This is a genomic window from Paenibacillus radicis (ex Gao et al. 2016), from assembly GCF_014641555.1.
Classification (GTDB): Bacteria; Bacillota; Bacilli; order Paenibacillales; family Paenibacillaceae; genus Pristimantibacillus; species Pristimantibacillus radicis.
Genome location: NZ_BMHY01000017.1, coordinates 1 through 24,764, shown reverse-complemented (window position 1 = coordinate 24,764; position 24,764 = coordinate 1). Strand labels below are relative to the sequence as shown.

Annotated in this window: 24 protein-coding genes and 1 other RNA gene; 20 read left to right on the top strand and 5 right to left on the bottom strand. The window is 51.3% G+C overall.

Features of this window, described 5'->3' with window-relative positions; translation table 11 throughout:
• Nucleotides 1-156 precede the first annotated feature (156 nt).
• The 3 genes from IEX98_RS25665 to IEX98_RS25655 form a co-directional block, all read right to left on the bottom strand.
• Nucleotides 157-1,269, bottom strand: a complete 1,113-nt coding sequence (locus IEX98_RS25665) for an NADH:flavin oxidoreductase (protein ID WP_188892546.1) — start codon at nt 1,267-1,269, stop codon at nt 157-159.
• Nucleotides 1,270-1,354: 85 nt separating this feature from the next.
• Nucleotides 1,355-1,666 (bottom strand): ArsR/SmtB family transcription factor, encoded by a 312-nt coding sequence (locus IEX98_RS25660; RefSeq protein WP_188892545.1) that lies wholly within the window; start codon nt 1,664-1,666, stop codon nt 1,355-1,357.
• A 52-nt stretch (nt 1,667-1,718) separates the two neighbouring features.
• On the bottom strand, nt 1,719-3,830 hold the full coding sequence (locus IEX98_RS25655) for a transglycosylase domain-containing protein (RefSeq protein ID WP_188892544.1): 2,112 nt from the start codon (nt 3,828-3,830) through the stop codon (nt 1,719-1,721).
• 234 nt (nt 3,831-4,064) lie between these two features.
• Here IEX98_RS25655 and speE point away from each other — a divergent pair, with 234 nt between their 5' ends.
• Both speE and speB read left to right on the top strand, forming a co-directional pair.
• A complete protein-coding gene (gene speE, locus IEX98_RS25650) occupies nt 4,065-4,892 on the top strand; it encodes a polyamine aminopropyltransferase (protein WP_188892543.1) in 828 nt (275 codons plus the stop codon).
• Nucleotides 4,893-4,909: 17 nt separating this feature from the next.
• Nucleotides 4,910-5,779 (top strand): agmatinase, encoded by an 870-nt coding sequence (gene speB, locus IEX98_RS25645; protein ID WP_188892542.1) that lies wholly within the window; start codon nt 4,910-4,912, stop codon nt 5,777-5,779.
• 68 nt (nt 5,780-5,847) lie between these two features.
• On the opposite strand, the gene IEX98_RS25640 is transcribed toward speB, so the two are convergent.
• Complete coding sequence (locus IEX98_RS25640) at nt 5,848-6,282, bottom strand: hypothetical protein (protein ID WP_308421830.1); 435 nt, start codon at nt 6,280-6,282, stop codon at nt 5,848-5,850.
• Between the two features lie 475 nt (nt 6,283-6,757).
• Here IEX98_RS25640 and IEX98_RS25635 point away from each other — a divergent pair, with 475 nt between their 5' ends.
• The 3 genes from IEX98_RS25635 to argS all read left to right on the top strand — a co-directional run bounded on the left by IEX98_RS25635 (nt 6,758) and on the right by argS (nt 9,577).
• Nucleotides 6,758-7,270, top strand: coding sequence for a DNA-deoxyinosine glycosylase (locus IEX98_RS25635; RefSeq protein WP_188892541.1), 513 nt, complete (start codon nt 6,758-6,760; stop codon nt 7,268-7,270).
• 73 nt (nt 7,271-7,343) lie between these two features.
• A complete protein-coding gene (locus IEX98_RS25630) occupies nt 7,344-7,799 on the top strand; it encodes a DUF1934 domain-containing protein (RefSeq protein ID WP_188892540.1) in 456 nt (151 codons plus the stop codon).
• 98 nt (nt 7,800-7,897) lie between these two features.
• Complete coding sequence (argS, locus tag IEX98_RS25625; RefSeq protein ID WP_188892539.1) at nt 7,898-9,577, top strand: arginine--tRNA ligase; 1,680 nt, start codon at nt 7,898-7,900, stop codon at nt 9,575-9,577.
• 111 nt (nt 9,578-9,688) lie between these two features.
• Here the strand turns inward: argS and IEX98_RS25620 are convergent, their stop codons facing one another.
• Nucleotides 9,689-10,822: a S8 family peptidase gene (locus tag IEX98_RS25620; RefSeq protein WP_188892538.1), complete on the bottom strand. Its 1,134-nt coding sequence runs from the start codon at nt 10,820-10,822 to the stop codon at nt 9,689-9,691.
• Nucleotides 10,823-11,238: 416 nt separating this feature from the next.
• Here IEX98_RS25620 and rpoE point away from each other — a divergent pair, with 416 nt between their 5' ends.
• The 15 genes from rpoE to IEX98_RS25545 all read left to right on the top strand — a co-directional run bounded on the left by rpoE (nt 11,239) and on the right by IEX98_RS25545 (nt 24,524).
• A complete protein-coding gene (gene rpoE / locus IEX98_RS25615) occupies nt 11,239-11,820 on the top strand; it encodes a DNA-directed RNA polymerase subunit delta (RefSeq protein ID WP_188892537.1) in 582 nt (193 codons plus the stop codon).
• A gap of 433 nt (nt 11,821-12,253) precedes the next feature.
• Nucleotides 12,254-13,858, top strand: a complete 1,605-nt coding sequence (locus tag IEX98_RS25610) for a CTP synthase (RefSeq protein ID WP_188892536.1) — start codon at nt 12,254-12,256, stop codon at nt 13,856-13,858.
• Nucleotides 13,859-13,994: 136 nt separating this feature from the next.
• Nucleotides 13,995-14,393, top strand: coding sequence for a response regulator (locus tag IEX98_RS25605; protein WP_042171102.1), 399 nt, complete (start codon nt 13,995-13,997; stop codon nt 14,391-14,393).
• A 217-nt stretch (nt 14,394-14,610) separates the two neighbouring features.
• Nucleotides 14,611-15,465 (top strand): class II fructose-1,6-bisphosphate aldolase, encoded by an 855-nt coding sequence (gene fba / locus IEX98_RS25600; RefSeq protein WP_042171104.1) that lies wholly within the window; start codon nt 14,611-14,613, stop codon nt 15,463-15,465.
• Nucleotides 15,466-15,582: 117 nt separating this feature from the next.
• Nucleotides 15,583-16,848 carry a UDP-N-acetylglucosamine 1-carboxyvinyltransferase gene (locus tag IEX98_RS25595; protein ID WP_188892535.1) on the top strand — a complete coding sequence of 422 codons (1,266 nt, stop codon included), beginning with the start codon at nt 15,583-15,585 and terminating at the stop codon, nt 16,846-16,848.
• Between the two features lie 102 nt (nt 16,849-16,950).
• On the top strand, nt 16,951-18,315 hold the full coding sequence (rho, locus tag IEX98_RS25590; protein ID WP_188892534.1) for a transcription termination factor Rho: 1,365 nt from the start codon (nt 16,951-16,953) through the stop codon (nt 18,313-18,315).
• 23 nt (nt 18,316-18,338) lie between these two features.
• Nucleotides 18,339-19,592, top strand: coding sequence for a radical SAM protein (locus IEX98_RS25585; RefSeq protein ID WP_188892533.1), 1,254 nt, complete (start codon nt 18,339-18,341; stop codon nt 19,590-19,592).
• 118 nt (nt 19,593-19,710) lie between these two features.
• Nucleotides 19,711-19,908 carry a 50S ribosomal protein L31 gene (gene rpmE, locus IEX98_RS25580; RefSeq protein WP_042171114.1) on the top strand — a complete coding sequence of 66 codons (198 nt, stop codon included), beginning with the start codon at nt 19,711-19,713 and terminating at the stop codon, nt 19,906-19,908.
• Nucleotides 19,909-19,977: 69 nt separating this feature from the next.
• On the top strand, nt 19,978-20,397 hold the full coding sequence (locus IEX98_RS25575; RefSeq protein WP_188892532.1) for a hypothetical protein: 420 nt from the start codon (nt 19,978-19,980) through the stop codon (nt 20,395-20,397).
• Nucleotides 20,398-20,495: 98 nt separating this feature from the next.
• Nucleotides 20,496-20,764: signal recognition particle sRNA large type (ffs, locus tag IEX98_RS25570), an RNA gene on the top strand.
• Nucleotides 20,765-20,951: 187 nt separating this feature from the next.
• Nucleotides 20,952-22,760: a DNA polymerase III subunit gamma/tau gene (gene dnaX, locus IEX98_RS25565; RefSeq protein ID WP_188892531.1), complete on the top strand. Its 1,809-nt coding sequence runs from the start codon at nt 20,952-20,954 to the stop codon at nt 22,758-22,760.
• 63 nt (nt 22,761-22,823) lie between these two features.
• Nucleotides 22,824-23,135, top strand: a complete 312-nt coding sequence (locus tag IEX98_RS25560) for a YbaB/EbfC family nucleoid-associated protein (RefSeq protein ID WP_188892530.1) — start codon at nt 22,824-22,826, stop codon at nt 23,133-23,135.
• A 52-nt stretch (nt 23,136-23,187) separates the two neighbouring features.
• Nucleotides 23,188-23,787: a recombination mediator RecR gene (gene recR, locus IEX98_RS25555; protein WP_042171125.1), complete on the top strand. Its 600-nt coding sequence runs from the start codon at nt 23,188-23,190 to the stop codon at nt 23,785-23,787.
• Between the two features lie 183 nt (nt 23,788-23,970).
• Nucleotides 23,971-24,264: a DUF2508 family protein gene (locus IEX98_RS25550; RefSeq protein ID WP_229692395.1), complete on the top strand. Its 294-nt coding sequence runs from the start codon at nt 23,971-23,973 to the stop codon at nt 24,262-24,264.
• On the top strand, nt 24,261-24,524 hold the full coding sequence (locus IEX98_RS25545; protein WP_188892529.1) for a pro-sigmaK processing inhibitor BofA family protein: 264 nt from the start codon (nt 24,261-24,263) through the stop codon (nt 24,522-24,524). Before IEX98_RS25550 ends, IEX98_RS25545 begins: the two co-directional genes overlap by 4 nt.
• Nucleotides 24,525-24,764 lie beyond the last annotated feature (240 nt).

Genomic DNA, 24,764 nt, shown 5'->3' with positions numbered 1-24,764 from the left:
ATAACATAGTATATGAGTGATGTTCAAAGAAAATTCATATTTTGATCATAGTTCCGCCATATTTGGGCAAAGGTCGATATCAGAATTTGGAAATCTACTGAAAAAAAGCGGCCGCCCCGTTCAAGGGAGCAGCCGCTTTGTTAAGCGTGAGAAGAATTAGCTAAGCGTGCCGAGGGAGGCAGGCGTGAACGGTACGAGCTCGTCGAAGCGTCCTTCACGGATTTTGGCAGCCCAAGCGGGATCAACGAGCAAAGCGCGGCCAACGGCGACGAGATCGAATTGGCCTTGCTCCAGCCGGTCGGTCAGCTCTTCAATATCTTTCGTTCCCGCGTCGTTGCCCATGAAGGCACTAATAAAGTCGTTGTCGAGACCGACGGAGCCGACCGTAATGGTTGGTTTGCCTGTCAGTTTTTTCACCCAGCCCGCGAAATTCAAATCGGATCCTTCAAATTCAGCAGTCCAGAAGCGGCGGGTGGAGCAGTGGAAAATATCGACGCCGGCATCGACTAGCGGCTGTAGCAGCTGGTTCAATTGCTCAGGGTCATTCGCAAGCTTGGCATCGTAAAAGCCCGATTTCCATTGGGAAATCCGGAACACAATCGGAAAATCAGGGCCGACCGCTTCCCGGCAAGCTCGTACAATCTCTGCAGCAAAGCGTGTGCGCTTCACGAGATCGCCGCCGTATTCGTCGGTGCGGCGGTTTGTCTGCTCCCATAAAAATTGGTCGATCAAATAGCCATGAGCGCCGTGCAGCTCAATTCCGTCGAAGCCGATGCGTTTTGCATCAGAGGCTGCTTGAGCGAAAGCCTTCACGATGGATTGAATTTCATCGACGGACAACGGTTCGCTGACCTTTTCGCCTGTGAGGCTGAGTCCGGAAGGACCAGCAGACGGTGCTTCGGGATGAGGACCTTGGCCTTCTGAGCGAGCCGTTCCTTGATGCCAAAGCTGCGGAATAATTTTGCCGCCGGCGTCATGAACCTCTTTCACGACATGTGCCCAGCCTTCCAGCGCTTTCTCATCGTGGAAGTTCGGAATATTAACGTCTCCCGAAGCCGCCGAATGGTTGATTGTCGTCCCTTCCGTTACGATCAGACCGACGCCGTTCTCTGCACGCCTTCTATAGTAGCCCGCCACATTATCGCCGGGAATGCCGTTCGGTGATTGAGAGCGGGTCATGGGGGCCATTACGATTCGGTTAGGCAGGGACAATTGGCTGATTTGGTAGGGTTGAAACAGTGATTGAAGCGATGTACGGCTTGTAGACATAGTTATCTCTCCTTTTATCTTAAAAAATATATATCTATAAAAATAGATATTAATTTGCGTAAAAAAGGAATCCAGCCAGCTGCTGCTACAGCTCCTTAAGAAAGGATTCCTTGAACGCGTTAATGCCATCTTCGTTGCGCCGATAGTACGTAAATTGACCGTGGCGCTTGGATTCCAATAAACCGGATTTCTGCATCTTAACCAAATAACCGGAAACGACCGACTGAGCAAGTTCCGATTTCTCGGCAATTGCGCCGACGCAGACCCCGCCTTCGAAGTCGCAGCCCTGATGCATATAGGCCAAAGCGCCGAAATGCTTCTCGGGTTCTTTCAGCCATTCCAGTATGCGGAACCTTGTCTCGTTCGACAACGCTTTGATCACAGTTAAAGTATCCATGCATTTATTATATCGATCTAAATCGAAATGTACATCGTAATTTTTTGGTTAATCAATCCTTCCACCACCGTTTCAGGTCATTCCACCAGCTCTTCTTGTCCGCGTCACTTGGCGCTCCCGCAGCTCCTCCGGCTCCGGTATCTGCGCCGCTGTCTGCAGGTTGTCCGCACACTTCGACCGGTTCAGTTCCGCTAACGAAAGACTCCAGCCGTTTGTTCGGGCAGGTAGCGGCCGCCAGCTTGCCGCTTGTCGGATCGATATAGACGTTGACGACGCCTGCGGGAACCGGGAAGATTTTCGGCGGTACAGCTGCCAGTGCCTTCTCCGTGTAGTTTGCAAAAATCGGCGCGGCGCGGTGAGCTTCGGCTACGGTCAGTTTACGATCCTTGTCATAGCCAACCCAGACGGCAGTTGCGAGCTCTGGCGTATAGCCCACCAGCCATGCATCGGTTGCCGTCGTTCCGGTCTTGCCGGCGACGGGCCTTTTAATGAGGGAAGATATCCGGCTGGCGGTTCCGCCGTTGTCAAAAACGCTCTCCATTAAGCTGGTCATGACATAAGCATAAGCCGGTTCGACGACCTTCTCTTCTTTGCGTTCCGCTTCATATAATACCTTGCCGCTGCGATCGGTAATGCGGAGTATAGCGATGGGCTCGACGCGCACGCCGCCGTTGGCAAATACTCCAAACGCCGAAGCCATTTGGATCGGGCTGACGGGAGAGGTGCCGAGCGCAAGCGACGGAACGGGCTGCATCGGACTTGTGATGCCCAGCTTACGAGCCATTTCGACAACACGCTCCCCTCCGACAGTCATGATGGCATTGACGGCATAAATATTATCCGAGCTGGCGATCGCCGTGCGCATGTCGATAAAATCTTCGAAGTACTTATCGTTATAGTTGCGTGGCTCATACACTTTACGCCCCTCATCATAGCTGAAGGACGTAGGCTCGCTCTTAAACCGGGTAACCGGCGTCATATAGCCGCTTTGCAGCGCCGTCAAATAAAGGATCGGCTTGAAAGACGAGCCCGGCTGCCGTGTTTTCATCAGCGTTCGGTTGATCTGATTCTTCTTGTAATCGCGTCCGCCTACCATCGCTTTAATATAGCCGTTGCGGGGGTCAATTGAAACAAGCGCAGCCTGCTGCTCCTCGCTGCCTTGCATCCCGTTCTTGACCGCTTCCTCTGCCGCTTGCTGCGCGGTTGAATCCAGCGTCGTATAGATTGTAATTCCGCCTTCGTTCAGCAGCTGCTCATTGATGCCTAGCTTATCCACGGCAATATAACGGATGTAGTCCCTGAAATAAGGGGCAAAGCCGTTCTGCTCGCCAGATCCCAGAGGCTGAAATGTCAGCATCTCTCCGTAAGCGGCGTCTGCATCCGCTCTCGTAATGTCTCCGGCATTCGCCATGGCATTGAGAATAACATGCTGACGATCCTTGGCGTTCTTCATATCCATAAAGGGAGAATAATATTTCGGTCCTTTCGGAATGCCAGCCAGCATGGCGCTTTCGGCAAGCGTCAAATCGGATGCTTTCTTATTAAAATAGAGCTGGGCCGCTGCTTCGATACCGTATGCCCCATGTCCGTAGTAAATCTGGTTCAAATAGAGTCCCATGATTTCATCCTTGGAGTAGTTCATCTCCAGTTGAACGGTATACATCGCTTCCTTTATTTTACGCTGCCACGTTTTCTCATGCGTCAAATACAAATTACGAGCGAGCTGCTGGGTGAGCGTGCTGGCCCCCTGCTTGGCGGAGAGCGTTTCGATATTGACGACAATGGCCCGAGCCAGTCCTTTAATATCAAAGCCGCGGTGCTCATAGAAGCGGCGGTCCTCGATCGCGAGCGTCGCTTTTACGACGTAAGGCGAGACTTCTCCCAGCGGTACGGAACGCCGGTTTTCTCCTGTATGGAAGGTATCGATAATTTGCCCCTGTATATCGAGCATTTGCGACGTTTGGCTAATGGAGGCTGCGGGCAGCGTCTGCAGACGCAAATAAAGCAGCGTTCCGCCGATGAGCAGCATGAGTGCGGCAAGAGCGGCGAGCGGCCAGCGGAGCTTTCTTCGCAGCTTCATCAATCGGGGCAGGAATCTTTCGGTTAGTATCGGAAAATAATGAACACGGCGCGGTTGGCCCGGCCGGGGCTGCTGCTTCTTCATGGAGCGGGCTCCCTTCGAGTAACATTCGCTTTTCCTTAGTATGGAAAAACGGGAGCGCCGATATTCACGAAGTTGGCAATAGAGGGAAATAAAACGTCACGGCTCTTGCCGTTTTAGCCCGATCCGGGGACAGATAAATCGTTCATTGGCGCAATCCCAGGAAAAGGTTGCTTTTTTGCCCCGAACTACTATAATACAGGGTGAACTATCGAATGAAAGAAGGGATTCATCGACATGGAAATGTGGTATACGGAAAAACAAACCGAAAGCTTCGGCATTACGGCGAAGATCACGAAAACTTATGTGAACGAACAAACGGATTTCCAGCAGCTCGATATGATCGAGACCGAAGAGTTCGGAACGATGCTCGTTCTTGACGGCATGGTAATGACGACGGTAAAAGATGAATTCGTATATCATGAGATGGTTGCCCATCCGGTTCTGTCGACGCATCCCAACCCCGAGCATGTTCTCATCGTCGGTGGCGGTGACGGCGGTGTAATCCGCGAAGTTATGAAGCATCCGAAAGTGAAAAAAGCGGTACTCGTCGATATCGACGGTAAAGTAATCGAGTATTCGAAAAAGTATTTGCCGACAATCGCTTGCGAGCTCGATAATCCTCGTGTTGAAGTGCTCGTAAACGACGGCTTTATGCATATTCATGATCATAAAAACGAATACGATGTCATTATGGTCGATTCCACGGAGCCGGTTGGCCCTGCGGCAAACCTGTTCACCCGCGGTTTCTACCAAGGCATTTTTGAGTCTTTGAAGGAAGACGGCATTTTCGTTGCGCAAACGGACAACCCTTGGTTTAAAGCTGACCTGATCCAAAGCGTCAACAAAGATGTGAAGGAAGTATTCCCGATCGTACGCGTCTATGGTGCGAACATTCCAACCTATCCGAGCGGCCTTTGGACGTTCACGATGGGCAGCAAGAAATACGATCCGACTACGGTAGACGAAGCGTCGATTCCGGAGCTGGATACGAAATACTATACACCGCGTCTTCACAAAGCCGCGTTCGTATTGCCTAAATTCGTTGAAGACCTTATTAAATAGAGAGAGGATTTTCCCTAATGAAATTGGATCAAAAATATTCCGGCAATGTTTTTATTTTAAGCTCTGAGGATTATGCGGCTTCGAAAGCCGTTATCTACGGTATGCCGATGGACTTTACCGTCAGCTTCCGTCCCGGCTCGCGTTTCGGCCCGCCGCGTATTCGCGAGGTGTCCATTGGCCTGGAGGAATACAGCCCTTACCTCGACCGCAGCCTGGAGGATATCGAGTATTTCGATGCCGGCGATCTGCTGCTGCCTTTCGGCAACGCAGCTAAAAGCTTGGACATCATTGGCGAATTTGTCCGCGGCGTATTGGCTGACGGCAAAATGCCGGTAGGTCTTGGCGGGGAGCACCTCGTATCGTGGCCGATTTTCCGCGAGGTATATGCGAAGTACCCTGATCTTGCAATCATCCACTTCGACGCCCACGCCGATCTTCGTGAATCGTATGAAGGCGAGCCTCTGTCCCACTCCACGCCGCTGCGCAAAGCAGCCGGCCTGATCGGCGGCAAGAACGTCTACCAATTCGGTATCCGTTCCGGCTCCCGCGAAGAGTGGCAGTTTGCCAAGGAGAACATCAACTTCCATCCGTTCGAAGTGCTTGAGCCGCTGAAAAAAGTATTGCCGGAGCTGGAAGGCCGTCCGGTATACTTGACGATCGACATCGACGTGCTTGATCCTTCCGCAGCGCCAGGTACAGGTACAGCAGAAGCAGGCGGTATTACATCCAAGGAGCTTATCGAAGCTGTTCACGCGATCGCCCGTTCCGGCGTAAACGTGGTGGGCTGCGATCTGGTTGAAGTAGCTCCGGCCTACGACCCGACTGAGCAAACGCAGATCGTCGCATCAAAGGTCATCCGCGAGATGCTGCTTGGCTTTATTAAATAATAAAATAAAGAAGCTTGCCCGCGCGTTGGCGCTCGGACAAGCTTCTTTTTGCTTCCTGCCGGCAGGAGCTATTTGGTCTTGGCGATCTTATAAGTAAACTTCCATACAGCTTGATTGCCAGAATAACGTCCGCGATTTTCGGTTACCGTTACTTTAATGCTCGAGGTGAGCTCTTTCTTGATGGAGCTAACCTTGATGGTCTTGGTGGCGGAGCCTTCATCGGGAATTTTGTCTAATTCGGTCGCTTCTGCTTGAAGCTTTATGGATCCCGTGCTGGACAGCGAAAGCTTGATGGATTCTCCTTCCTCTATCGTTTTTCCGTTGGCAGTGAATGCTGTAGCCCATTCATTGCCAACATGGTCATTGGAGACGAGCTCGGTGCTGACCAGAGTGACGGTATAAGAAGCTTTGGAGGATGCCGTTGCCGCAAGTGCAGGTGTTGCTAAAGTGCTGAGTAAAGTGATAATGAGAAGCAGTGAAAACCATAAACGGCTTATTTTCAAGATCTCACTCCTTTTTATGGTAATAATCGGGTGGTTATAATTGGATTTTATAACATTCGGAAGTCTTTGGATAGATAGTGAAGCAGCTTCGCTAATTAAAGAAGGCAGTTTCGTTATTTGGCAGGTATGACGAGAAGCCGCAGAAAAGAACGAAGCTAAGTTCGCTTTTCGTGAACCTAGGATCGCCAATAGCGAAATTAGCTTCGCTGTTTGCGAATGAACGATGTTCAAACCCAGGAACAACGAAACTAGCTTCGTTATATTGCGAAGCCGCTTCGCTAAAGACAGGTATGACGAGAGATTAGAGGAAAAGCTTCGCTGTTCATAAACGAACTGGGGTTCAAGCAGCGGAGCAACGAAATTAGCTTCTTAAATGAACAGGGTTCGAGCTATGTGCAACAACGAATGTAACTGGCTTCGCTATATTGCGAAGCCACATCACAAAAACAATTTTATTAAAGGAGGGTTATTTATTATGGAACGCATTCACTCTTTCCCGCCTGTTATTGATGAACGCGCCCGCGTGCTGATCCTCGGCACCGCGCCAAGCGTAAAGTCATTGGAGAACAGGCAGTTCTATGCGCATCCGCGCAATTATTTATGGGGGATCGTTTATGGTCTGTTTGGTGCAGGGACGCCTGATGAGGATTATAGCCGGCGGCTGAACTTCCTGCAGGAGCACCGGCTTGCGGTATTCGACGTCATTGAGTCCTGTGAACGGGAGGGCAGTCTGGACGTTAACATTCGGGACGAGCGCCCGAATGATCTGCCCGCACTGCTTGCGCAATATCCCGGGCTGCGGTGCTTTGCTTTTAATGGAAGCAAGGCCTATGATACGTTCCGCAAGTATTTCCGCGATCACCCGGCCTTTCATTCCATAGCGGCAGTTAAACTGCCTTCCTCCAGCCCGATTCCGACGCAGAAGATGCGGAACCTGGAGGACCGGATTGAAGCGTGGAGCGTTCTTATGCCTTATCTGGAGGACTAGTAACCGTTGAAATTAAGAGGCTACCTGTATATAGTAGTAACATACGAGAAGACTGGGAAGTAGGAGCAATGCGATGCCAGACAGAATGCAAGTGAGCGTCACGCTGGAGAGCAAGCAGGGCAGTGAGACGACCCGCCATCAATATCCGGGCGAATGGTTCCGCAAGGACCGGTCTGTGTACCTTCGTTATAAAGAAGGGCAGGATGCGGAGGCGGTAAGGACTATTATTCGCTGCCGGCCCGATGAATTGCTGATTACAAGGCGGGGCGCGGTGGAATCCGATCAGCTCTTTGTCCGGGACGGCGGAAGGCAGCCGGGCAGCTATCGATCCCCGTATACCTCATTCCAGATGGAGACAGATACGAAGAAGCTGTCTGTACGCGCTGGCCGAGGAAGAGATGATTCCGATATGGCGCCGCCTTTTACGATAGAATGGAAGTATGAGATTTGGGTGAACGGCGAGATTTCAGGGCGGTTCCACAATCGGCTGCATATTGCCGAGGCGGGGCAAGCCGAAGCGGAAGCATAAGCATAAGAGCTTCAACACACGCATGAATGCAGACATAACTGCAAGAGTAGGGTATCAACAGAATGAGGGCTTACGATCATTAGGGGGTTGCGAGGAAGATGAGTACGAACGTATTGGATCAAATGTATGACAAAGTGAAAGAAGCGATTGCTGATGCGGCAGTAGCAGGAGGTTTGGCCGCACGCGAGGAGCTGCCTGCTTTCGTGCTTGAAGTTCCGAAGGACAAGGCGCATGGCGACTTGGCGACGAACGCAGCGATGCAATTGACGAAGCTGGCGAAAAAAAATCCGCGTCAAATCGCGGAGACGATTATCGCGAACCTGAACGGCGAGAAATTCGGCATTCAATCGGCTGAAATTGCTGGCCCCGGCTTTATTAATTTCCGTATGGACAAAAGCTATCTGTACTCCGTTATCGGAGAGGTAACGGCAGCTGGAGACAACTATGGCCGCATCGCGACTGGAGCGGGCAAACGTGTTGAAGTCGAATTCGTCAGCGCCAACCCGACAGGCAGTCTTCACCTTGGCCATGCACGCGGCGCAGCAGTAGGCGATGCGCTCTGCAACGTGCTCGACTTTGCAGGTTATGAAGTAACCCGCGAATATTACATTAATGATGCCGGCAACCAGGTGAACAATCTGGCCCGTTCCATTGAAGCCCGCTACCGTCAGTCGCTAGGCCAAGCGGCTAAAATGCCGGAGGACGGCTATCACGGCGAGGATATCGTAGGCTTCGGCAAGCTGCTGGCCGAGCAAGAGGGCGATCGTCTGCTGTCGTTGTCCGATGAAGAGCGCTTCACGTTCTTCCGCCAGTTCGGCCTGGAGAAGGAACTGGACAAAATCAAGCGCGACCTCGGCCGCTTCCGCGTCGGCTTCGATATCTGGTACAGCGAAACGTCGCTGTACGAGAGCGGTCAAGTCGAGCAGGCGCTCGACGCGCTGAGAGCCAAAGGCCAGGTCTACGAAGAAGAAGGCGCGACATGGCTGTCCACGATGCCGTACGGCGACGACAAAAACCGCGTGCTCGTGAAAAATGACGGCTCGTACACCTATTTGACGCCGGACGTTGCGTACCACCGCGACAAATTCAGTCGCGGCTATGACCGGATGATCAATATTTGGGGCGCCGATCACCACGGCTACATTCCCCGTGTGAAAGCGGCTATGGCGGCGCTTGGCAATGATCCTGACAAGCTGGTCGTGCTGATCGCGCAAATGGTCAGCCTGTTCCAGGACGGAGAGAAAGTGAAAATGTCCAAGCGCACCGGCAAAGCGGTAACGATGCAGGATCTGATGGATGAAGTTGGTGTCGACGCTATCCGTTATTTCTTCACGATGCGCAGCATGGACTCGCATCTGGACTTCGACATGGATCTGGCGATCTCGACATCCAACGAGAACCCGGTATTCTATGTGCAGTATGCGCATGCGCGTATCTGCAGCATTTTCCGCCAAGCGGAGGAGCAAGGCTTGGCGCTGGCGGACCTTGCGAGCATCGACCTCGGCAAGCTGGCTTCCGAGGCGGAGTTCGACCTGCTGCGCAAGCTCGGCGAGCTGCCGCAGGAAATTTCGGAAGCAGCGGAGCAATACGCGCCGCACCGACTCGTGCGCTATGTGTACGAATTGGCTTCGCAATTCCACAGCTATTACAAAGCGGAGCGCGTCATCACGGAAGACGCTGCACAAACGCAAGCGCGCCTCGCACTGCTTGGCGCGGTTCGCACCGTTATCGCCAACGCGCTGCGTCTTGTCGGTGTATCTGCTCCTGAGCGTATGTAATACGCTTCAGGCACGCCTCGCAGATCTGCAACAGGTAAAAGGCTTGCCCGCATCGTCCAAAAGCTGGACGGCGCAGGCAAGCCTTTTGAGTCTTATTGGCTTACATTGTATTCATCGGTCCGCGGCTTGCAGCATTCGCATAATATCAAGCTCGCCGGTCAGCTTCGGCGCTTTCGTACCCCGGAGCGGCTGAACGGACCGCTTCAGAATCGATTTGATATCGGCAGGCGAGAGCCCCGGCTTATAGGCCAGCAGCAGGGCAATCGCGCCGCTAACATGAGACGTAGCCATAGAGGTTCCGCTCATTTCGTGATATTTGCCGCGCAGCCAGGCAGAGACGATTTTGTCGCCGGGTGCGTAAATGTCGATATAAGCTCCCCGGTTGCTGAACGGCGCAACGCGCCGCAGCCTTGTGGAAGCTCCGACCGAGACCGTCTGCGGGTAGCGTGCCGGATAATCGACCGAGCGGCGCTTGCCGTCATTGCCGGATGAGGCAACGACAATAACGCCTGCGTTATAGGCGTTCGTAATGGAATTCAATAGCGCTTTGCTGCGCGTTTTCATACCGAAGCTCATATTGATGATCTGCACTTTATTGCGGACGCACCAATCGATGCCGAGAACAATGTCGGACACAAAAGCGCTCCCATTATGGTCGAACGCTTTCACGGGGTAGACTTGCGCGCGAGGAGCGATGCCAATCATACCGTGTACTTGGTTGGCGGCTGCAATCGTTCCGGCGATATGCGTACCGTGGCCGTTGTCGTCGTGGGGAAGCATGCTTCGGTTAATCAAGTTAATGCCTCGCGACAGCGAATGCCGCAGATCGGGATGACTGAAATCGACACCGGTGTCGATGACCCCGATTTTGATCCGGTGACCCGTTGTCGTGCTCCAGGCAAGAGGGGCTTTCACATGCTGGATGCCCCACGGAATCCCTTTTTCAGCGGACAACGATTTTTGCGGGGCAGCGTCTACGGTAATGCGGAAATCGTTCTCGATCCACACCCGCCCAGCGAAACGCGACAGCGTTTCTTTGGCAGGAAGACGACAGGAAATGGCGCGAATAATTTGTATTTGCTTAACGGCTTGCTGCTGTGAGGGTGTCGACAATTCCGACCATTCGCGCAGAAACTGACTGTAGTCGCTGGGTTCCTGGAAGCGAATGATTCTTCTAATTGCCGATGGACCTTCTTCTGCGGCCACCGTGTCCTGCAACCAATGGAGAAAAGCGGTTGTATCCAATTTTCGCGTCCCCTCCCGACGGACGATGCTGAACTATTGTATGAACGAGCGCTCCGCCCCGCATGAGCCACTTGCCTTTTTTCATATAATTAGGCTTCAAACCGTGTCAAAAAGCGCCTCTGGACATAGGATGATGCAAGAGCTCTTCGGGGCTCTCACGTCTCTGGACCGCACCCGGGGTGTGCGTCCGGATGGATACAGTCAAAGCGAAGGGGACAGCCCCAATGTCATTAAGTTAAAGTTAACCTAATGACATTGGAGACAGCCCTTCGCTTTTTGCTTATATGTCCAAGCCTGCCTGGAAGGGAGTCCGCACAGAGTGCGAGCTTGCTTTTTTGAAGGAAATAGGTTTTACTATACTGTGATAAAGGAATGCACCTGTAAATATAGAAGATGGCAAGAGAGGATGTGTCCATATGAGCAGCGGCGGAATTACGTTGAAGATTGATCCTGAGCGCATTAAGGAAATGCCAATGGTCGATTTGGCGTTTGAAGTGCTGAAGGCAGCTAATACCCCTTATTACTACCGTGATCTGATGATGGAAATTGCGAAAATTCGCGGTCTTTCTGCGGATGGGATTAATCAGGTTATCGCGCAGGTATATACGGAAATTAATATCGATGGCCGTTTCGCATGTGTCGGCAGCAATATGTGGGGCCTCAAGCGCTGGTATCCGGTAGAGCGCAACGAGGATCCGATCGCGAACGCGAAGCGTCCGCGTATTATTAACGACGATGACGATGACGATGTCGAGGACTTGTTTGCAGACGAGGAAGAAGAAACCTACGCAGCAGACGAAGAAGACTACGATGTGTATGACGAAGATCGTGAATTCGAGGAAGCCGAAGAAGAGGCTGAAGGTGAAGAAGAGGTTGCCATCGACGATGAAGAAATCGACGAGGATCTCTCTGAAGACGACGCTGACGAAGAAGCGGAAGACGCGGATTCGGACGACGATGAAGATGAAGACGATGAGGACGACAGCGACGACAAGTAACGTTGCTTTCGTGGGGCGAAGTCTCCTGATGGAGGCTTCGTTCTTTTTTTGTCCACAGCAAGTTCTTCCGGCCTCATTCTGCCCGTCTGTATGCAAAAGCTGGAGATGCCAGATTGGGTCAGCTTTACGCTTGACAGGTGCATTTGGGGCATGTAAACTATTGCATGGGCTTTAAGATTCGCTTAACAGTACCGTGAAGCCAATAGGGGCATACAGACTCCAAACGGCTTGGCGGCGAACTAGCGTTTTGCGGTGAAATATAGGGATGACATAAGCAGGTTTGCCTTATGTTTTCTTGTATTTTAATAATATGCTAAACGAAAAGTGCCCCGTGAAGACGGGTGTCACTTTTTTTGTTTGTACAATATCCATTTTTATCGGACAAATGGGCAAACCTAATCATAACCATAGGAGCTTGGAGGGTATTCACACAGTGACGAAATACATTTTTGTAACCGGAGGCGTTGTCTCTTCTTTGGGTAAAGGGATCACAGCCGCATCGCTGGGGCGTTTGCTGAAGAACAGAGGCTTGAAAGTGACGATCCAAAAATTCGACCCCTATATCAACGTTGACCCAGGGACGATGAGCCCTTATCAGCACGGTGAAGTATACGTAACCGACGATGGCGCGGAAACGGACCTTGACCTCGGGCACTACGAGCGTTTTATCGATATTAACCTGACGAAATACAGCAGTGTTACGGCTGGTAAAATCTATTCCAACGTCATCAGCAAAGAGCGCCGCGGCGAGTATTTGGGCGGAACGGTACAAGTTATTCCCCATATTACGAACGAAATCAAGGAACGCGTCTACCGTGCGGGCAAAGAAGCGGGTTCCGACGTGGTTATTACTGAAATCGGCGGTACGGTTGGCGATATCGAAAGCTTGCCGTTCATGGAAGCGATTCGTCAGATCAAAAGCGATATCGGGCGCGACAACGTGATGTACATTCATGTAACCCTCGTTCCTTATATTAAAGCGGCCGGCGAAGTGAAAACGAAACCGACCCAACATAGCGTAAAAGAGCTTCGCAGCATCGGCATTCAGCCTAACGTTATCGTTACGCGTACCGAGCATGCGCTTGCCGAAGATTTGAAGCGTAAAATCGCGCAGTTCTGCGACGTAGACGCGAATGCGGTTATCGAATGCCGCGATGCGGCAACGTTGTACGACGTGCCGCTGATGCTTCGCGAGCAAGGGCTTGACGAGATTGTCGTCAACCACCTGAAGCTGAACACGAACGAGCCTGATATGTCCGAATGGATCGCATTGGTTGACCGCGTGAAATCGCTTCGTCACAAGACGGAAATTGCGATTGTCGGTAAATATGTTGCACTCCACGACGCTTATTTGAGCATTGTAGAAGCACTTAGCCACGCTGGCTTTGATGCGGATTCCGAAGTGAAGCTGCGTTGGGTTAATGCAGAAGAACTGAACGATCAGAACGTAGGGGACAGACTGCAAGGCGTTCACGGCATTCTTGTGCCAGGCGGCTTCGGCGATCGCGGCATCGAGGGCAAGGTTTCGGCGATCCGTTATGCGCGTGAGAACCAAGTTCCATTCTTCGGTATTTGCCTTGGCATGCAGGTCGCGGTTATCGAGTATGCCCGCAACGTTGCAGGTCTCGACAATGCCAACAGTTCCGAGATCAATCCTTCGGCGCCTTATCCGGTTATCGACTTGCTTCCGGATCAGAAGGATATCGAAGATATGGGCGGCACGATGCGCCTTGGCCTCTATCCTTGTAAGCTTGTGCCAGGCTCGCTTGCAGCAGAGGAATACGGCGAGGAGCTTGTGTATGAGCGTCACCGCCACCGGTATGAATTCAACAATGAGTACCGCGAGCAGATCGAAGCGGCAGGCTTGCGCATTTCCGGTACGTCGCCGGACGGCCGTCTTGTTGAAATGGTCGAGATTGCGGATCACCCTTGGTTCCTTGCGGTGCAATTCCATCCGGAATTCACTTCGCGCCCTAACCGTCCGCAGCGTTTGTTCCGCGGATTTGTCCGTGCGGCGCTGGCTTATTCCGGTCAATAATACGGCTTAAAACCAGCCAAAAAGATTTTCCAATTTTTTTCTAAGCAGCAGAAGGATTATAGCCTTTGATTACCGAATATATTAACGATTATGGAAGAGTTGACCAATTGGTGCTCGGTCGTAGGAGGTAATATATTTGGAGAAGAAGAAGGTATTGATCGTAGATGACCAGAACGGAATCCGGGTGCTTCTGATGGAAGTATTCAGCAATGAAGGCTACAACACTTTCCAAGCTTCAAACGGTAAGCTCGCACTGGAAATTGTCAAAGCAGAGAGCCCGGATCTCGTACTGCTCGATATGAAAATTCCTGGAATGGACGGGCTTGAGATCTTAAAGCATGTCAAGACGATCAACCGGGACATTAAAGTCATAATGATGACGGCATATGGCGAGCTGGACATGATCAAGGAAGCGACCGATCTTGGCGCGCTGATGCATTTCACAAAGCCGTTCGATATTGATGAGATGCGCATTGCGGTGAATATGCAGCTTCATGGCGGCAACTCCAACAGCCGTTTTGCGATTGGGTCCTAATCAGGGCCCTTTTTTTATATCCGGTTAGGGTGTCTACAGGACGGGTTTTCCAATAAGCGAAAAAGGGTGTAACGCTTTCATTGGAAAACGATGGCATGCGGGGTGGAGCCTGTCAAAACAGCTTTACCATTCCTTTAATCAATATGGTATAATGGCTCAGAATGACAAGTCGGAACGGGCTTGACGATAACAGAAGATATTTTAGGAGGAAAGACAAATGCCATTGGTATCGATGAATGAGTTTTTGCCTAAAGCAAAAGCGAACAAGTTTGCAGTCGGTCAGTTCAACATGAACAACCTGGAATTTGCTCAAGCGACTGTTGAAGCAGCTATGGAGGAGAACTCGCCTTTTATTTACGGAGTCAGCGAAGGCGCTCTGAAATATATGGGCATTGAGTTTACAGTAGCTATGGCTCGTGCCGCAGCAGAAAAATCCGGTCTTCCAATCGCGCTTCACCTGGACCACGGCAGCAGCTTTGATGTTGCGATGAAATGTATCCGCGCGGGCTTCTCGTCCGTAATGTTCGACGGATCGCACTACGGTCTGGAAGAAAACATCAAGCTGACGAAAGAAGTCGTTAAAGCGGCACGCGCAATGGGCGTATCCGTGGAAGGCGAGCTGGGCACTATCGGCGGCGTTGAAGATGATCTGAGCGTTGACGAGAAAGACGCTACGCTGGCTAATGCAGAAGAAGCGATCCGTTTCTACGAAGAAACAGGCGTTGACTGTCTGGCTATCGCAGTTGGTACGGCTCACGGTATGTACAAAGGCGAGCCTAAAATTCACTATGATATCATTCAAAAGGTTGCGGACGCGATTCCAGTTCCAGTCGTATTGCACGGCGGTTCCGGCGTACCTGACGAAGCAATTCGTTTGTCCATCCAAGCTGGCGTAGGCAAAATCAACGTCAACACGGAAAACCAAGTGGCTTGCACGAACGCAATCCGCGAAGTATTGCTGGCTAACAGCGAAGTATTCGATCCTCGCAAATACTTGACGCCTGCCCGCAATGCAATGAAAGCTGTTATCCAAGAAAAAATCCGCTTGTTCGGAAGCAACAACCAAGCGTAATCAACGGAGCACGGGATACGAACCGCCATCTTGCGACGAGCGCGCCGATCGGCGCGCCTCGTTAAAGGCGGTTCTTCCTATGTTCCCTTCCAACGAAACGGGAGGATAACAAAAAAGATGGAGAAATTGATGATACGCGGCGGACGTCCGCTGCGGGGCACTGTTCAGATCAGCGGGGCGAAGAACAGCGCGGTTGCGTTGGTTCCAGCTGCTATATTGGCGGAATCGGAAGTCGTACTTGATAATTTGCCGCATTTGAGTGACGTTGCGGTATTAAGTGAAATTTTGCAAGATCTTGGCGCAACAGTGGACAGGCAGGACGATGTTATGCGAATCGATCCCTCCCGTCTTCAAGCAAAGCCAATGCCTAACGGCAAAGTAAAGCTGCTTCGCGCTTCGTATTATTTAATGGGTGCGATGCTTGGCCGCTTCGGTGAAGCGACGATTGGATTGCCCGGCGGCTGTAATTTCGAGCCAAGGCCAATCGATCAGCATATTAAAGGGTTTGAAGCATTGGGCGCTACGGTGACCAATGAGCATGGGTCTATGCATATCTCCGCGAAAGAACTGCGCGGTGCTAAAATTTATCTGGACGTTGTCAGCGTCGGGGCGACGATTAACATTATGCTTGCGGCCTCGCGGGCCAAAGGCTCTACAATTATTGAAAACGCGGCAAAAGAGCCTGAAATTATAGATGTAGCTACACTTCTTAACGCCATGGGCGCGAAAATAAAAGGAGCCGGCACCGAGACCATTCGGATCGAAGGGGTCGACAGCCTTCATGGCTGCCGTCATTCGATTATTCCCGATCGGATTCAAGCCGGCACATATATGATAGCCGCTGCTGCTACGCGCGGCGATGTTCTTATTGATAATGTCATTCCGAAGCATATGGAAGCAATGACTGCCAAGCTTGAAGAGATGGGCGTTATCGTCGAGGAAATGGACGAGTCCATCCGTATTATCGGCGGACCGAAGTATACTCCGGTTGATGTGAAAGCACTGGTATATCCGGGCTTTGCTACCGATCTTCAATCGCCGATGACCAGCTTGCTTACGCAAGCTTCGGGCGTCAGCATTTTGACCGATTATGTATACAGCAACCGGTTCAAGCATGTGCCTGAGCTTGCCCGCATGGGCGCGGACATTCGCGTCGAAGGGCGCTCGGCCATTATTGAAGGCGGTCCGCTGAACGCGGCGAAAGTACGCGCAACCGATCTTCGCGCGGGCGCAGCACTCGTTATTGCAGGGTTGACTGTTGCAGAAGGCGTTACTGAAATTACAGGCGTGGAGTATATCGATAGAGGCTATGACAACCTCGTGGACAATCTCCGCCGTCTGGGCGCCGATGTGTGGCGTGAAACCGAAACAGAATCCTCTTAATCTTGAATTCGGTGCCTCCTTGCGAATAGAAGGCACCGAATTCGGTATATAATGATAGATCAGCATTCGATAGTGAAATAAATATAACAAAGTGGTGAGAATATGACGGATCTTCAGATCGCCGATCTGGAAGAGAAGAAGCTGACCGATTTGTACAAGCTTGCTAAGCAGTATCAAATCCCTTATTACGGGCAATTGAAAAAGAAAGAATTGATCTTTGCTATTCTTAGAGCACAAGCGGAAACAAGCGGATTTATGTTTATGGAAGGCATACTCGACGTTTTGCCGGAAGGCTATGGCTTTCTGCGACCGATAAACTATTTGCCAAGCAAAGAGGATATTTATATCTCCGCCTCGCAGATTCGCAAATTCGATTTGCGCAATGGCGACCTCGTATCAGGCAAATGCCGACTGCCTAAAGAAAAGGAAAAGTATTTTGGATTGCTGCAGGTAAATGCCGTGAACGGAACGGACCCCGCCTCAGCTGCTGAACGATTGCATTTTCCCGCACTCACTCCTCTCTATCCACAGAAAAAAATCGTTATGGAGACGGCTCCCAACAAAATTTCGACGCGAATTATGGATTTGCTTGCACCTGTCGGCCTTGGCCAACGCGGACTTATCGTTGCACCGCCTAAAGCGGGTAAAACGCTGCTGCTGAAGGAAATTGCCAATAGCATATCGACGAATCATCCGGATATCGAGCTTTTTGTGCTGCTCATCGACGAGCGGCCGGAGGAAGTGACCGATATGCAGCGCTCCGTAAAGGGCGAGGTTGTCGCGTCGACATTCGACGAATTGCCGGAAAATCATATCAAAGTGGCGGAGCTTGTGTTGGAGCGGGCGCTTCGGCTAGTTGAGCATAAGAAGGACGTTGTCATTCTGATGGATAGCATTACCCGCCTTGCGCGCGCCTATAACGTTGTTGTGCCTCCATCAGGCAGAACATTGAGCGGCGGTATCGACCCTGCGGCATTCCACCGTCCGAAGCGGTTTTTCGGAGCGGCGCGCAACGTGGAGGAAGGCGGAAGCTTGACGATCCTGGCTACGGCGCTGATCGAAACAGGCTCGCGTATGGATGATATCATTTATGAAGAGTTTAAAGGCACGGGCAATATGGAGCTTCATCTCGACCGGAAGCTGGCAGAACGCCGGATTTTCCCTGCGCTCGACATTCGCCGTTCAGGCACGCGCAGAGAAGAATTGCTGCTCTCGAAGGAAGAACTGGAGAAAGTATGGGTTGTGCGCCGCAATATGACCGATACGCCCGACTTTGTTGACGGCTTCTTGAAGAAGCTGGCGGACAGCAAGTCTAACAGCGAGTTTCTGTTGTCGCTCGATACGTCCGAGGAGAAACCACAACAGCCGCGATCCAGTATTAAAAGCGGCTCCGTGTCGACATCGTCGACATCGGGAAGACGGCCTGCTCCGCGCCCTAGCTCGACACACTCGACACAGGGCTCGTAAGCGGTTCGAAGGAGGACATCAAGATGAATTTGGTTTATGCGGATGAGAAAGGGAATGTATTCGATCATCCTGAATATATAGCGCTTGCCCGCAGCGGCGACATGATCGTTGAACTGATGGAAGAGGAGCTCATTCCTTTGCCAAGCGGCGCAACACTCGTCGGTTTGCCGCATACCCGCCCGGCATGCATGGATCCCGATACGGGTGAGATGAAGCTGCTGGACGGAAGCGTTCAAGCGGTTGGCGCTTTGCTGCCGCAGGGCTTTACTCGCCTTGCGCTTCCGGGCTATGTCAAAACCGATAAGAGCGAGAAGTTTCCGTTGTTCGGTTATACGGCAGTGGTCTGGAAAAACGGCGGGTTCTACGTGGCCGCTGAGCAAAGCGATGATCCTTACAAATGGGATCCGCTCAATTGCGATCGCCGGGAAGTAAAAAGCCAGGTCGATCTGCTGCTGAACAAATATCCGGAAAACCGGCTGTACAAGCATCTTTCCAACTGTGCGCTCGGCTATGAGTGCTTGACTTCATCCAATACATTCCTGCAACGATGGGAAGGCGGCGTACCCGTTTCTTATTCCTGCAATGCAGGATGCTTCGGATGTATCTCCGAGCAGCCGGATGACAGCGGCTTTGTCGCTCCGCAAACCCGGATGAACTTCAAGCCAAGAGTGGATGAGATTACGGAAATTATGCTGGAGCATCTCCGCACGCCGGAATCCATTATTAGCTTCGGACAAGGCTGCGAGGGCGAACCTTCTACACAAGCGAAGATTATTGTAGAAGCGATGCGCCAAGTGCGCAGTCAAACTTCGCAGGGCTACATTAATATCAATACAAATGCCGGTCTCACCGATCATATTCGGGCAATCGTCGATGCGGGTCTTGACCTGATGCGCGTCAGCACGATTAGTGCATTGGACGATCATTATAATGCGTACTACAAGCCGCGTGCTTACAATCTTGCCAATGTAGAGAAGTCGCTGAAATATGCGACCGACAAAGGCGTGTACACGTCGATCAACTATTTGATTTTCCCTGGTGTCACGGACCGCGAGGAAGAGATCGAGGCTATGATCGGTTTTGCTAAGCGTACGGGATTAAAGCTCATCCAAATGCGCAACCTGAATATTGATCCGGAAAGCTATCTGGAGCTTATACCTCCGGCGCAAGGCGAAATTTACGGCATGAAGCAAATGCTGGAGATTTTCCGTGAAGAGCTTCCTGATGTCGTGATCGGCTCCTATACGCATCTTCCGCCTGCCGCTCTGCGCAGATAGTTTGGCGGAACTGGAAATGACAATGGCATTGCAAGGCGGTTAGTGTCATGCTATAATCCGTATGTGTTATTTTAACTCTGGGTCCGCATGTGGCTCAGGGCAGAAAGAGGTGAACGAGATGAAACAAGGTATTCATCCGACATACCACGTCTCCAATATTACTTGCGCTTGCGGTAACAGCTTCGAAGTAGGTTCGATTAAACAAAACCTGCGCGTTGAGGTTTGCTCCGTGTGTCACCCATTCTTCACGGGTAAGCAAAAGTTTTTGGATGCGGGCGGCCGCGTCGATCGTTTCAAAAAGAAATACGGTATTTAATTATTCCGCTAATTGGCAGAATACAAGAACCTCCCACAGCCATCCTATGGTTGAAGGGAGGTTTTTTAATTGGCGCATAAAGGTTACGCAAGTAACAACATCAAGCGTACGATGATTGGGGCAGCGGCATTTGCGGTTCTAGCCTTATGTTTGAGCGGGTGTGCGAGCAATCCCAGCACCAGACAAGCCAAAACTTATGGCCACGACGGCTATATGGGCTATTCCAACAGCAATCCGAACATCCCCAACAATTTCTCCTATTTGAATTATAAATCCGACGGCAAATTCGCCGGCGATGTGCTGAAGCAGCTGAAGGACGACGGCGTAAAGAGCAATCAGCTTTATTTTAACGGCGAGTATCTTCGTGTCTTATTGCATGTAGATAGCCGTTTGTCGGATGCCGAAGTCGATCGGCTTCGCCAAAAAGCGCAAAACTTGGTGCAATACAATATGCCGCGTTATAAGGTGACGACAGAAATCGCACATTAACAAATAAAGCAAGGTTTGGTACAAGTTGCGCGGCTTAAAAAATGGAAATCCGATCCATGAGTTGCGCTTTGTTGTCGAATGGGCTATACTTATTTTTGCCGTGCTAGATGGGGAGTTAGCGGTGCCCTGTAACTCGCAATCCGCTTTAGCGAGGTTGAATTCCTGTCTGAGGTTATGTCGATGCAGGGTTTGGCACTTGAAGATCAGTGTTGACAGTTGGGTCCTTCGCAATGAGCGCTTGTGAACCCGGTCAGGTCCGGAAGGAAGCAGCCGTAAGCAGGTTAGTTCATGTGCCGAGGGAGTGCCTGGCTCGAGCTGGGAAGCAAGAATGCCGCCTGGTTCGCATGTATCGGGGATAGGTGCACGGTTTATATTTTTACTAAATAGTAGCAAATGGACAACACCAGTGGAGCTTTTCGACGAGGTCGAAATCGCTTAAGCGGGTGTTTTTGTTTTTATATTTAGGTATTCTAACGGTTCAGTAGTTTTTATCAGAGAGTCGTTGTTGTATAATAGAGGGGAATTCGAACGGGAAGCTGGAGGGAACGGTCCGCGTGACACATATTGCATTATATCGTGCCTGGCGTCCGCAGACGTTTCAGGATATGGTCGGGCAACAGCATATTATTCAGACTTTGCAAAATGCCATTCGCGAGAATCGGGTTTCGCATGCTTATTTGTTTAACGGTCCACGAGGTACTGGAAAAACTACTGCTGCCAAAGTATTGGCAAAAGCGGTTAACTGCGAGCGGGGACCCGCAACGGAGCCATGCAATGAATGCGATGCTTGCCGGGGGATTACAGCAGGTCATATTATGGATGTTGTGGAGATCGACGCCGCTTCCAATCGAGGCATCGATGAAATTCGGGACATTCGCGATAAAGTTCGCTATGCCCCATCGGAAGTACGTTACAAAGTATATATAATTGATGAAGTCCATATGCTTACGGCCGAAGCTTTCAATGCTTTGCTCAAGACGCTGGAGGAACCGCCGGGCCATGTGATATTCATACTGGCGACGACGGAGCCGCATAAGCTGCCGGCCACCATTATCTCGCGCTGTCAGCGTTTCGATTTCCGCCAGGTATCGTTGGCGGAGCAGTCGGAGCGGCTTATCCAAATCTGCCGCGAAGAAGGCATTGATGCCGATGAAGACGCGATTTCTTATATCGCTCGTCTATCGGAAGGCGGTATGCGTGACGCGATTAGTCTGCTGGAGCAGGTATCGGCATTCGGCAATTCCAGAATTACGCTGGAAGCTGCAGTCGATGTAACGGGAGGCATGGCAGCGGAGCAATTCTATGAATTGGCGGAAGCGGTACGGGACCGCAACGTTGCGGCCGTGCTGCCGCTGGTCGAAAGTTTGACGCAGGCGGGCAAGAGCGCGGACAAATGTATGGAAAATCTAATTTATTATTTCAGAGATCTCTTGGTATTGAAGCTGGCTCCGCAAGGCGCGGCGACGGAACGCGTCGTTGACGCCGAGCGATTCCGGTCGATGGCGGAAGCCTTCACTCCGGAGAGGCTGTTCAAGATGATCGATACGCTTAATCGCTATCAATCCGATATGAAGCATGCTTCTCAGCCGCAAACGTTGTTCGAGGTTGCATTGATGAAGCTCTGCACGGGTGATGCGCATTCGGCGGCAAGCAGTTCTTCTGCTTCCGCTGGTGAAGCGCCATCCGCGGGAGCTGCGCCGGCAACTGGAGAAATGCAGCGGCTGCGTCAGCAGGTCGAAGTGCTGGAGCGCAAGCTGGAGCAGCTGCTGCAGAACGGAGGCGCTGCCGCTGGCGGCGGTCAAGCCGGCGATGGGGCGCAATCCCGCGCAGCGGGCAACCGCCAGCCAGGTGCCGGCGGCCGGGGCAGCTTTGGCGGCACCGGCGGTGCTGGCGGAGTAAGACTCGCTGCAGTGAAGCTTGATCCATACCTTGGCGTTGCCGGAAGTCCGGCAAGCGGTCAGGTCCGGATGAAGTGGAGCGAGGTGCTTCAACGGGTGAAGGAAGCAAGAATCACCGTTCACGCTTGGTTAGTAGACGGGGAACCGGTCTCGGTTACGGATGATTCGGTGCTCGTGGCATTCAAGAACACGATGCACCGGGAGACAACTGAGAAACCGGCGCACCGGGAAATTATCGAGCGTGTACTGCAAGATGTGATTGGCACACCGCTTCGTCTCGCTACCGTCATGCTCAAGGACTGGCAAGCTGCAGTTGACCGCTCTGGCGGCGGCGGTGGCGCTGAAGATCCGCTTGAACTGACTGCTGATGCCATCGATACGGGAGAGGCGGCGCCTCAACCGAAGTGGGTGGAGGAAGCGGTGAAGCTGTTCGGCGAGGATTTGGTCGTCGTTAAGGAAGATTAGCTTCAAGCTTGATGTTGAATGATTAATGAAAATGAAATCTACTACATTTATGAGGTGATTAGAATGAACAATATGAACCAAATGATGAAGCAAGTGAAGAAAATGCAGGATCAAATGATGAAAGCGCAAGAGGAGCTTGTGAACAAGACGGCTGAAGGTACAGCAGGCGGCGGCGTTGTTACCGTTACGGCTAACGGCCACAAAAAAATCATCAGCATTGCTATCAAACCGGAAGCTGTTGATCCGGACGACGTAGAAATGCTGCAGGATCTTGTACTGACAGCGGTAAACGATGCCCTTACTAAAGTGGATGATATGGCGAACCAGGATATGAGCAAATTTACAGGCGGTATGAAAATCCCTGGTCTGTTCTAATTATTGAACGACCTCTGTTTGCTTGTTGGCTGCGTGAAAGGAGCTGCACTTCTTGTATTACCCCGAACCGATAGCGAAATTGATTGATGCCTTTTCACGGCTTCCGGGCATTGGTCCCAAAACGGCTGCAAGGCTCGCTTTTCATGTGCTGCGAATGAAAGAGGATGACGTCATCGATTTCGCCAAGGCGCTGGTTAGCGTCAAGCGGAACCTGACTTATTGCTCGGTCTGCTGCAATATTACAGATACGGACCCATGCCGCATTTGCCAAGACAAGTCGCGCGATAACTCCGTCATTTGCGTCGTACAGGAATCGAAGGATTTAGTCGCGATGGAACGGATGAAGGAGTTCCAAGGCCATTACCATGTGCTGCAAGGTGCAATTTCCCCTATGGAGGGAATTGGGCCGGACCAGATTCGTATTGCCGAGCTGCTTCAGCGTCTGAGTGATGAGCGGGTACAGGAGCTTATACTTGCGACGAATCCGAACATCGAGGGCGAAGCGACAGCGATGTATATCTCGCGATTGGTGAAGCCCTTCGGTATTCGCGTAACGCGGATCGCGCATGGACTGCCGGTAGGCGGCGATTTGGAGTATGCGGATGAAGTCACGCTCTCTAAAGCGATGGAAGGCCGTAGAGAATTAAGCTAATGAATCATAAGGCTGTTTTCAGAGGATGCTTTTGCAGCTCCTTTGAAAACAGCCTTTTTCGTTTTCTGCAGGGAGTAAGTGAAATAGCCTCGTTTTCTTGTTCTATTTTCAGCCTAATGCTTATACATATGAAGTAGTTAGGGGCAGTAGGTGAAGTGGACAAGCAAAGGAGGATGTTAAAGCATGGGTATGCTGAAGCTTCGTCAGAGGGAACAGGAAGTTCGAACCGAGTCCAAGCGCCGGGCAGCGGTAGAGATGGATACGATACAATGGACCGAGCATTTGCGCTCGGAAATTGCGGAGGCTCACCAGGAATGGGTAAATGCAAATCGTTTCTTCGATGTTGCGGAGGGGCAGGATCAAATCGACTATGCGATCTATTCGATTATAACGGCAGAGAAGCGTTATGAAATGCTGCTTAGGGTGGCCAAAAGGACATGCCGGGTGTGGCCGGAGTGGAAGGGGGCGCTGCGATGAAGATCATTTGGCTGGCTACACTGCTTATTTCATCTCTGTTATTGGTGATTGTACTGCTTCGCAATAAACTGTCGATGGCCTGGCTGAAAGGCTTTGCCGTCCATCTCGTGCTTGCAGCGGTTGTATTGTATGTTCTGAATTATTCGGGACTGATTCCGAAAATGTATATCCCGCTAAATCCTGCGACGATAGGTACAGTCGTTGTTCTGGGGGTTCCCGGTATCGCGTTGATAGCGGGTGTTCAGTACTTTATCGTATAGAATAAGTGATTGGGGTTGACGGCGGCCCAGATTGTATGTTAAATTATATCTCGCGCCAAAGAGCAAGGGAAATGAGCTTTAAAAAAGAATTTTAAAAAAAAGCTTGCATTGATCTGGGCGTCTGTGATATATTATAAAAGTCGCCGCTGAGCAAAACGCGGTTGACACGAAAAAGAAATTGTTCTTTGAAAACTGAACAACGAGCAAAACTGCCCTTATGAATGGTTTGCCATTCATGAG

What these genes read in the sequence shown, in the direction of transcription:
- IEX98_RS25660 (WP_188892545.1), bottom strand. Translation starts at nt 1,666, where the DNA reads ATGGATACTTTAACTGTGATCAAAGCGTTGTCGAACGAGACAAGGTTC.
- speE (WP_188892543.1), top strand. Translation starts at nt 4,065, where the DNA reads ATGGAAATGTGGTATACGGAAAAACAAACCGAAAGCTTCGGCATTACG.
- rho (WP_188892534.1), top strand. Translation starts at nt 16,951, where the DNA reads ATGACGGATCTTCAGATCGCCGATCTGGAAGAGAAGAAGCTGACCGAT.
- fba (WP_042171104.1), top strand. Translation starts at nt 14,611, where the DNA reads ATGCCATTGGTATCGATGAATGAGTTTTTGCCTAAAGCAAAAGCGAAC.
- IEX98_RS25585 (WP_188892533.1), top strand. Translation starts at nt 18,339, where the DNA reads ATGAATTTGGTTTATGCGGATGAGAAAGGGAATGTATTCGATCATCCT.
- rpmE (WP_042171114.1), top strand. Translation starts at nt 19,711, where the DNA reads ATGAAACAAGGTATTCATCCGACATACCACGTCTCCAATATTACTTGC.
- IEX98_RS25550 (WP_229692395.1), top strand. Translation starts at nt 23,971, where the DNA reads ATGGGTATGCTGAAGCTTCGTCAGAGGGAACAGGAAGTTCGAACCGAG.
- IEX98_RS25545 (WP_188892529.1), top strand. Translation starts at nt 24,261, where the DNA reads ATGAAGATCATTTGGCTGGCTACACTGCTTATTTCATCTCTGTTATTG.
- IEX98_RS25595 (WP_188892535.1), top strand. Translation starts at nt 15,583, where the DNA reads ATGGAGAAATTGATGATACGCGGCGGACGTCCGCTGCGGGGCACTGTT.
- IEX98_RS25665 (WP_188892546.1), bottom strand. Translation starts at nt 1,269, where the DNA reads ATGTCTACAAGCCGTACATCGCTTCAATCACTGTTTCAACCCTACCAA.
- argS (WP_188892539.1), top strand. Translation starts at nt 7,898, where the DNA reads ATGAGTACGAACGTATTGGATCAAATGTATGACAAAGTGAAAGAAGCG.
- rpoE (WP_188892537.1), top strand. Translation starts at nt 11,239, where the DNA reads ATGAGCAGCGGCGGAATTACGTTGAAGATTGATCCTGAGCGCATTAAG.
- IEX98_RS25630 (WP_188892540.1), top strand. Translation starts at nt 7,344, where the DNA reads ATGCCAGACAGAATGCAAGTGAGCGTCACGCTGGAGAGCAAGCAGGGC.
- IEX98_RS25655 (WP_188892544.1), bottom strand. Translation starts at nt 3,830, where the DNA reads ATGAAGAAGCAGCAGCCCCGGCCGGGCCAACCGCGCCGTGTTCATTAT.
- speB (WP_188892542.1), top strand. Translation starts at nt 4,910, where the DNA reads ATGAAATTGGATCAAAAATATTCCGGCAATGTTTTTATTTTAAGCTCT.
- IEX98_RS25635 (WP_188892541.1), top strand. Translation starts at nt 6,758, where the DNA reads ATGGAACGCATTCACTCTTTCCCGCCTGTTATTGATGAACGCGCCCGC.
- IEX98_RS25560 (WP_188892530.1), top strand. Translation starts at nt 22,824, where the DNA reads ATGAACAATATGAACCAAATGATGAAGCAAGTGAAGAAAATGCAGGAT.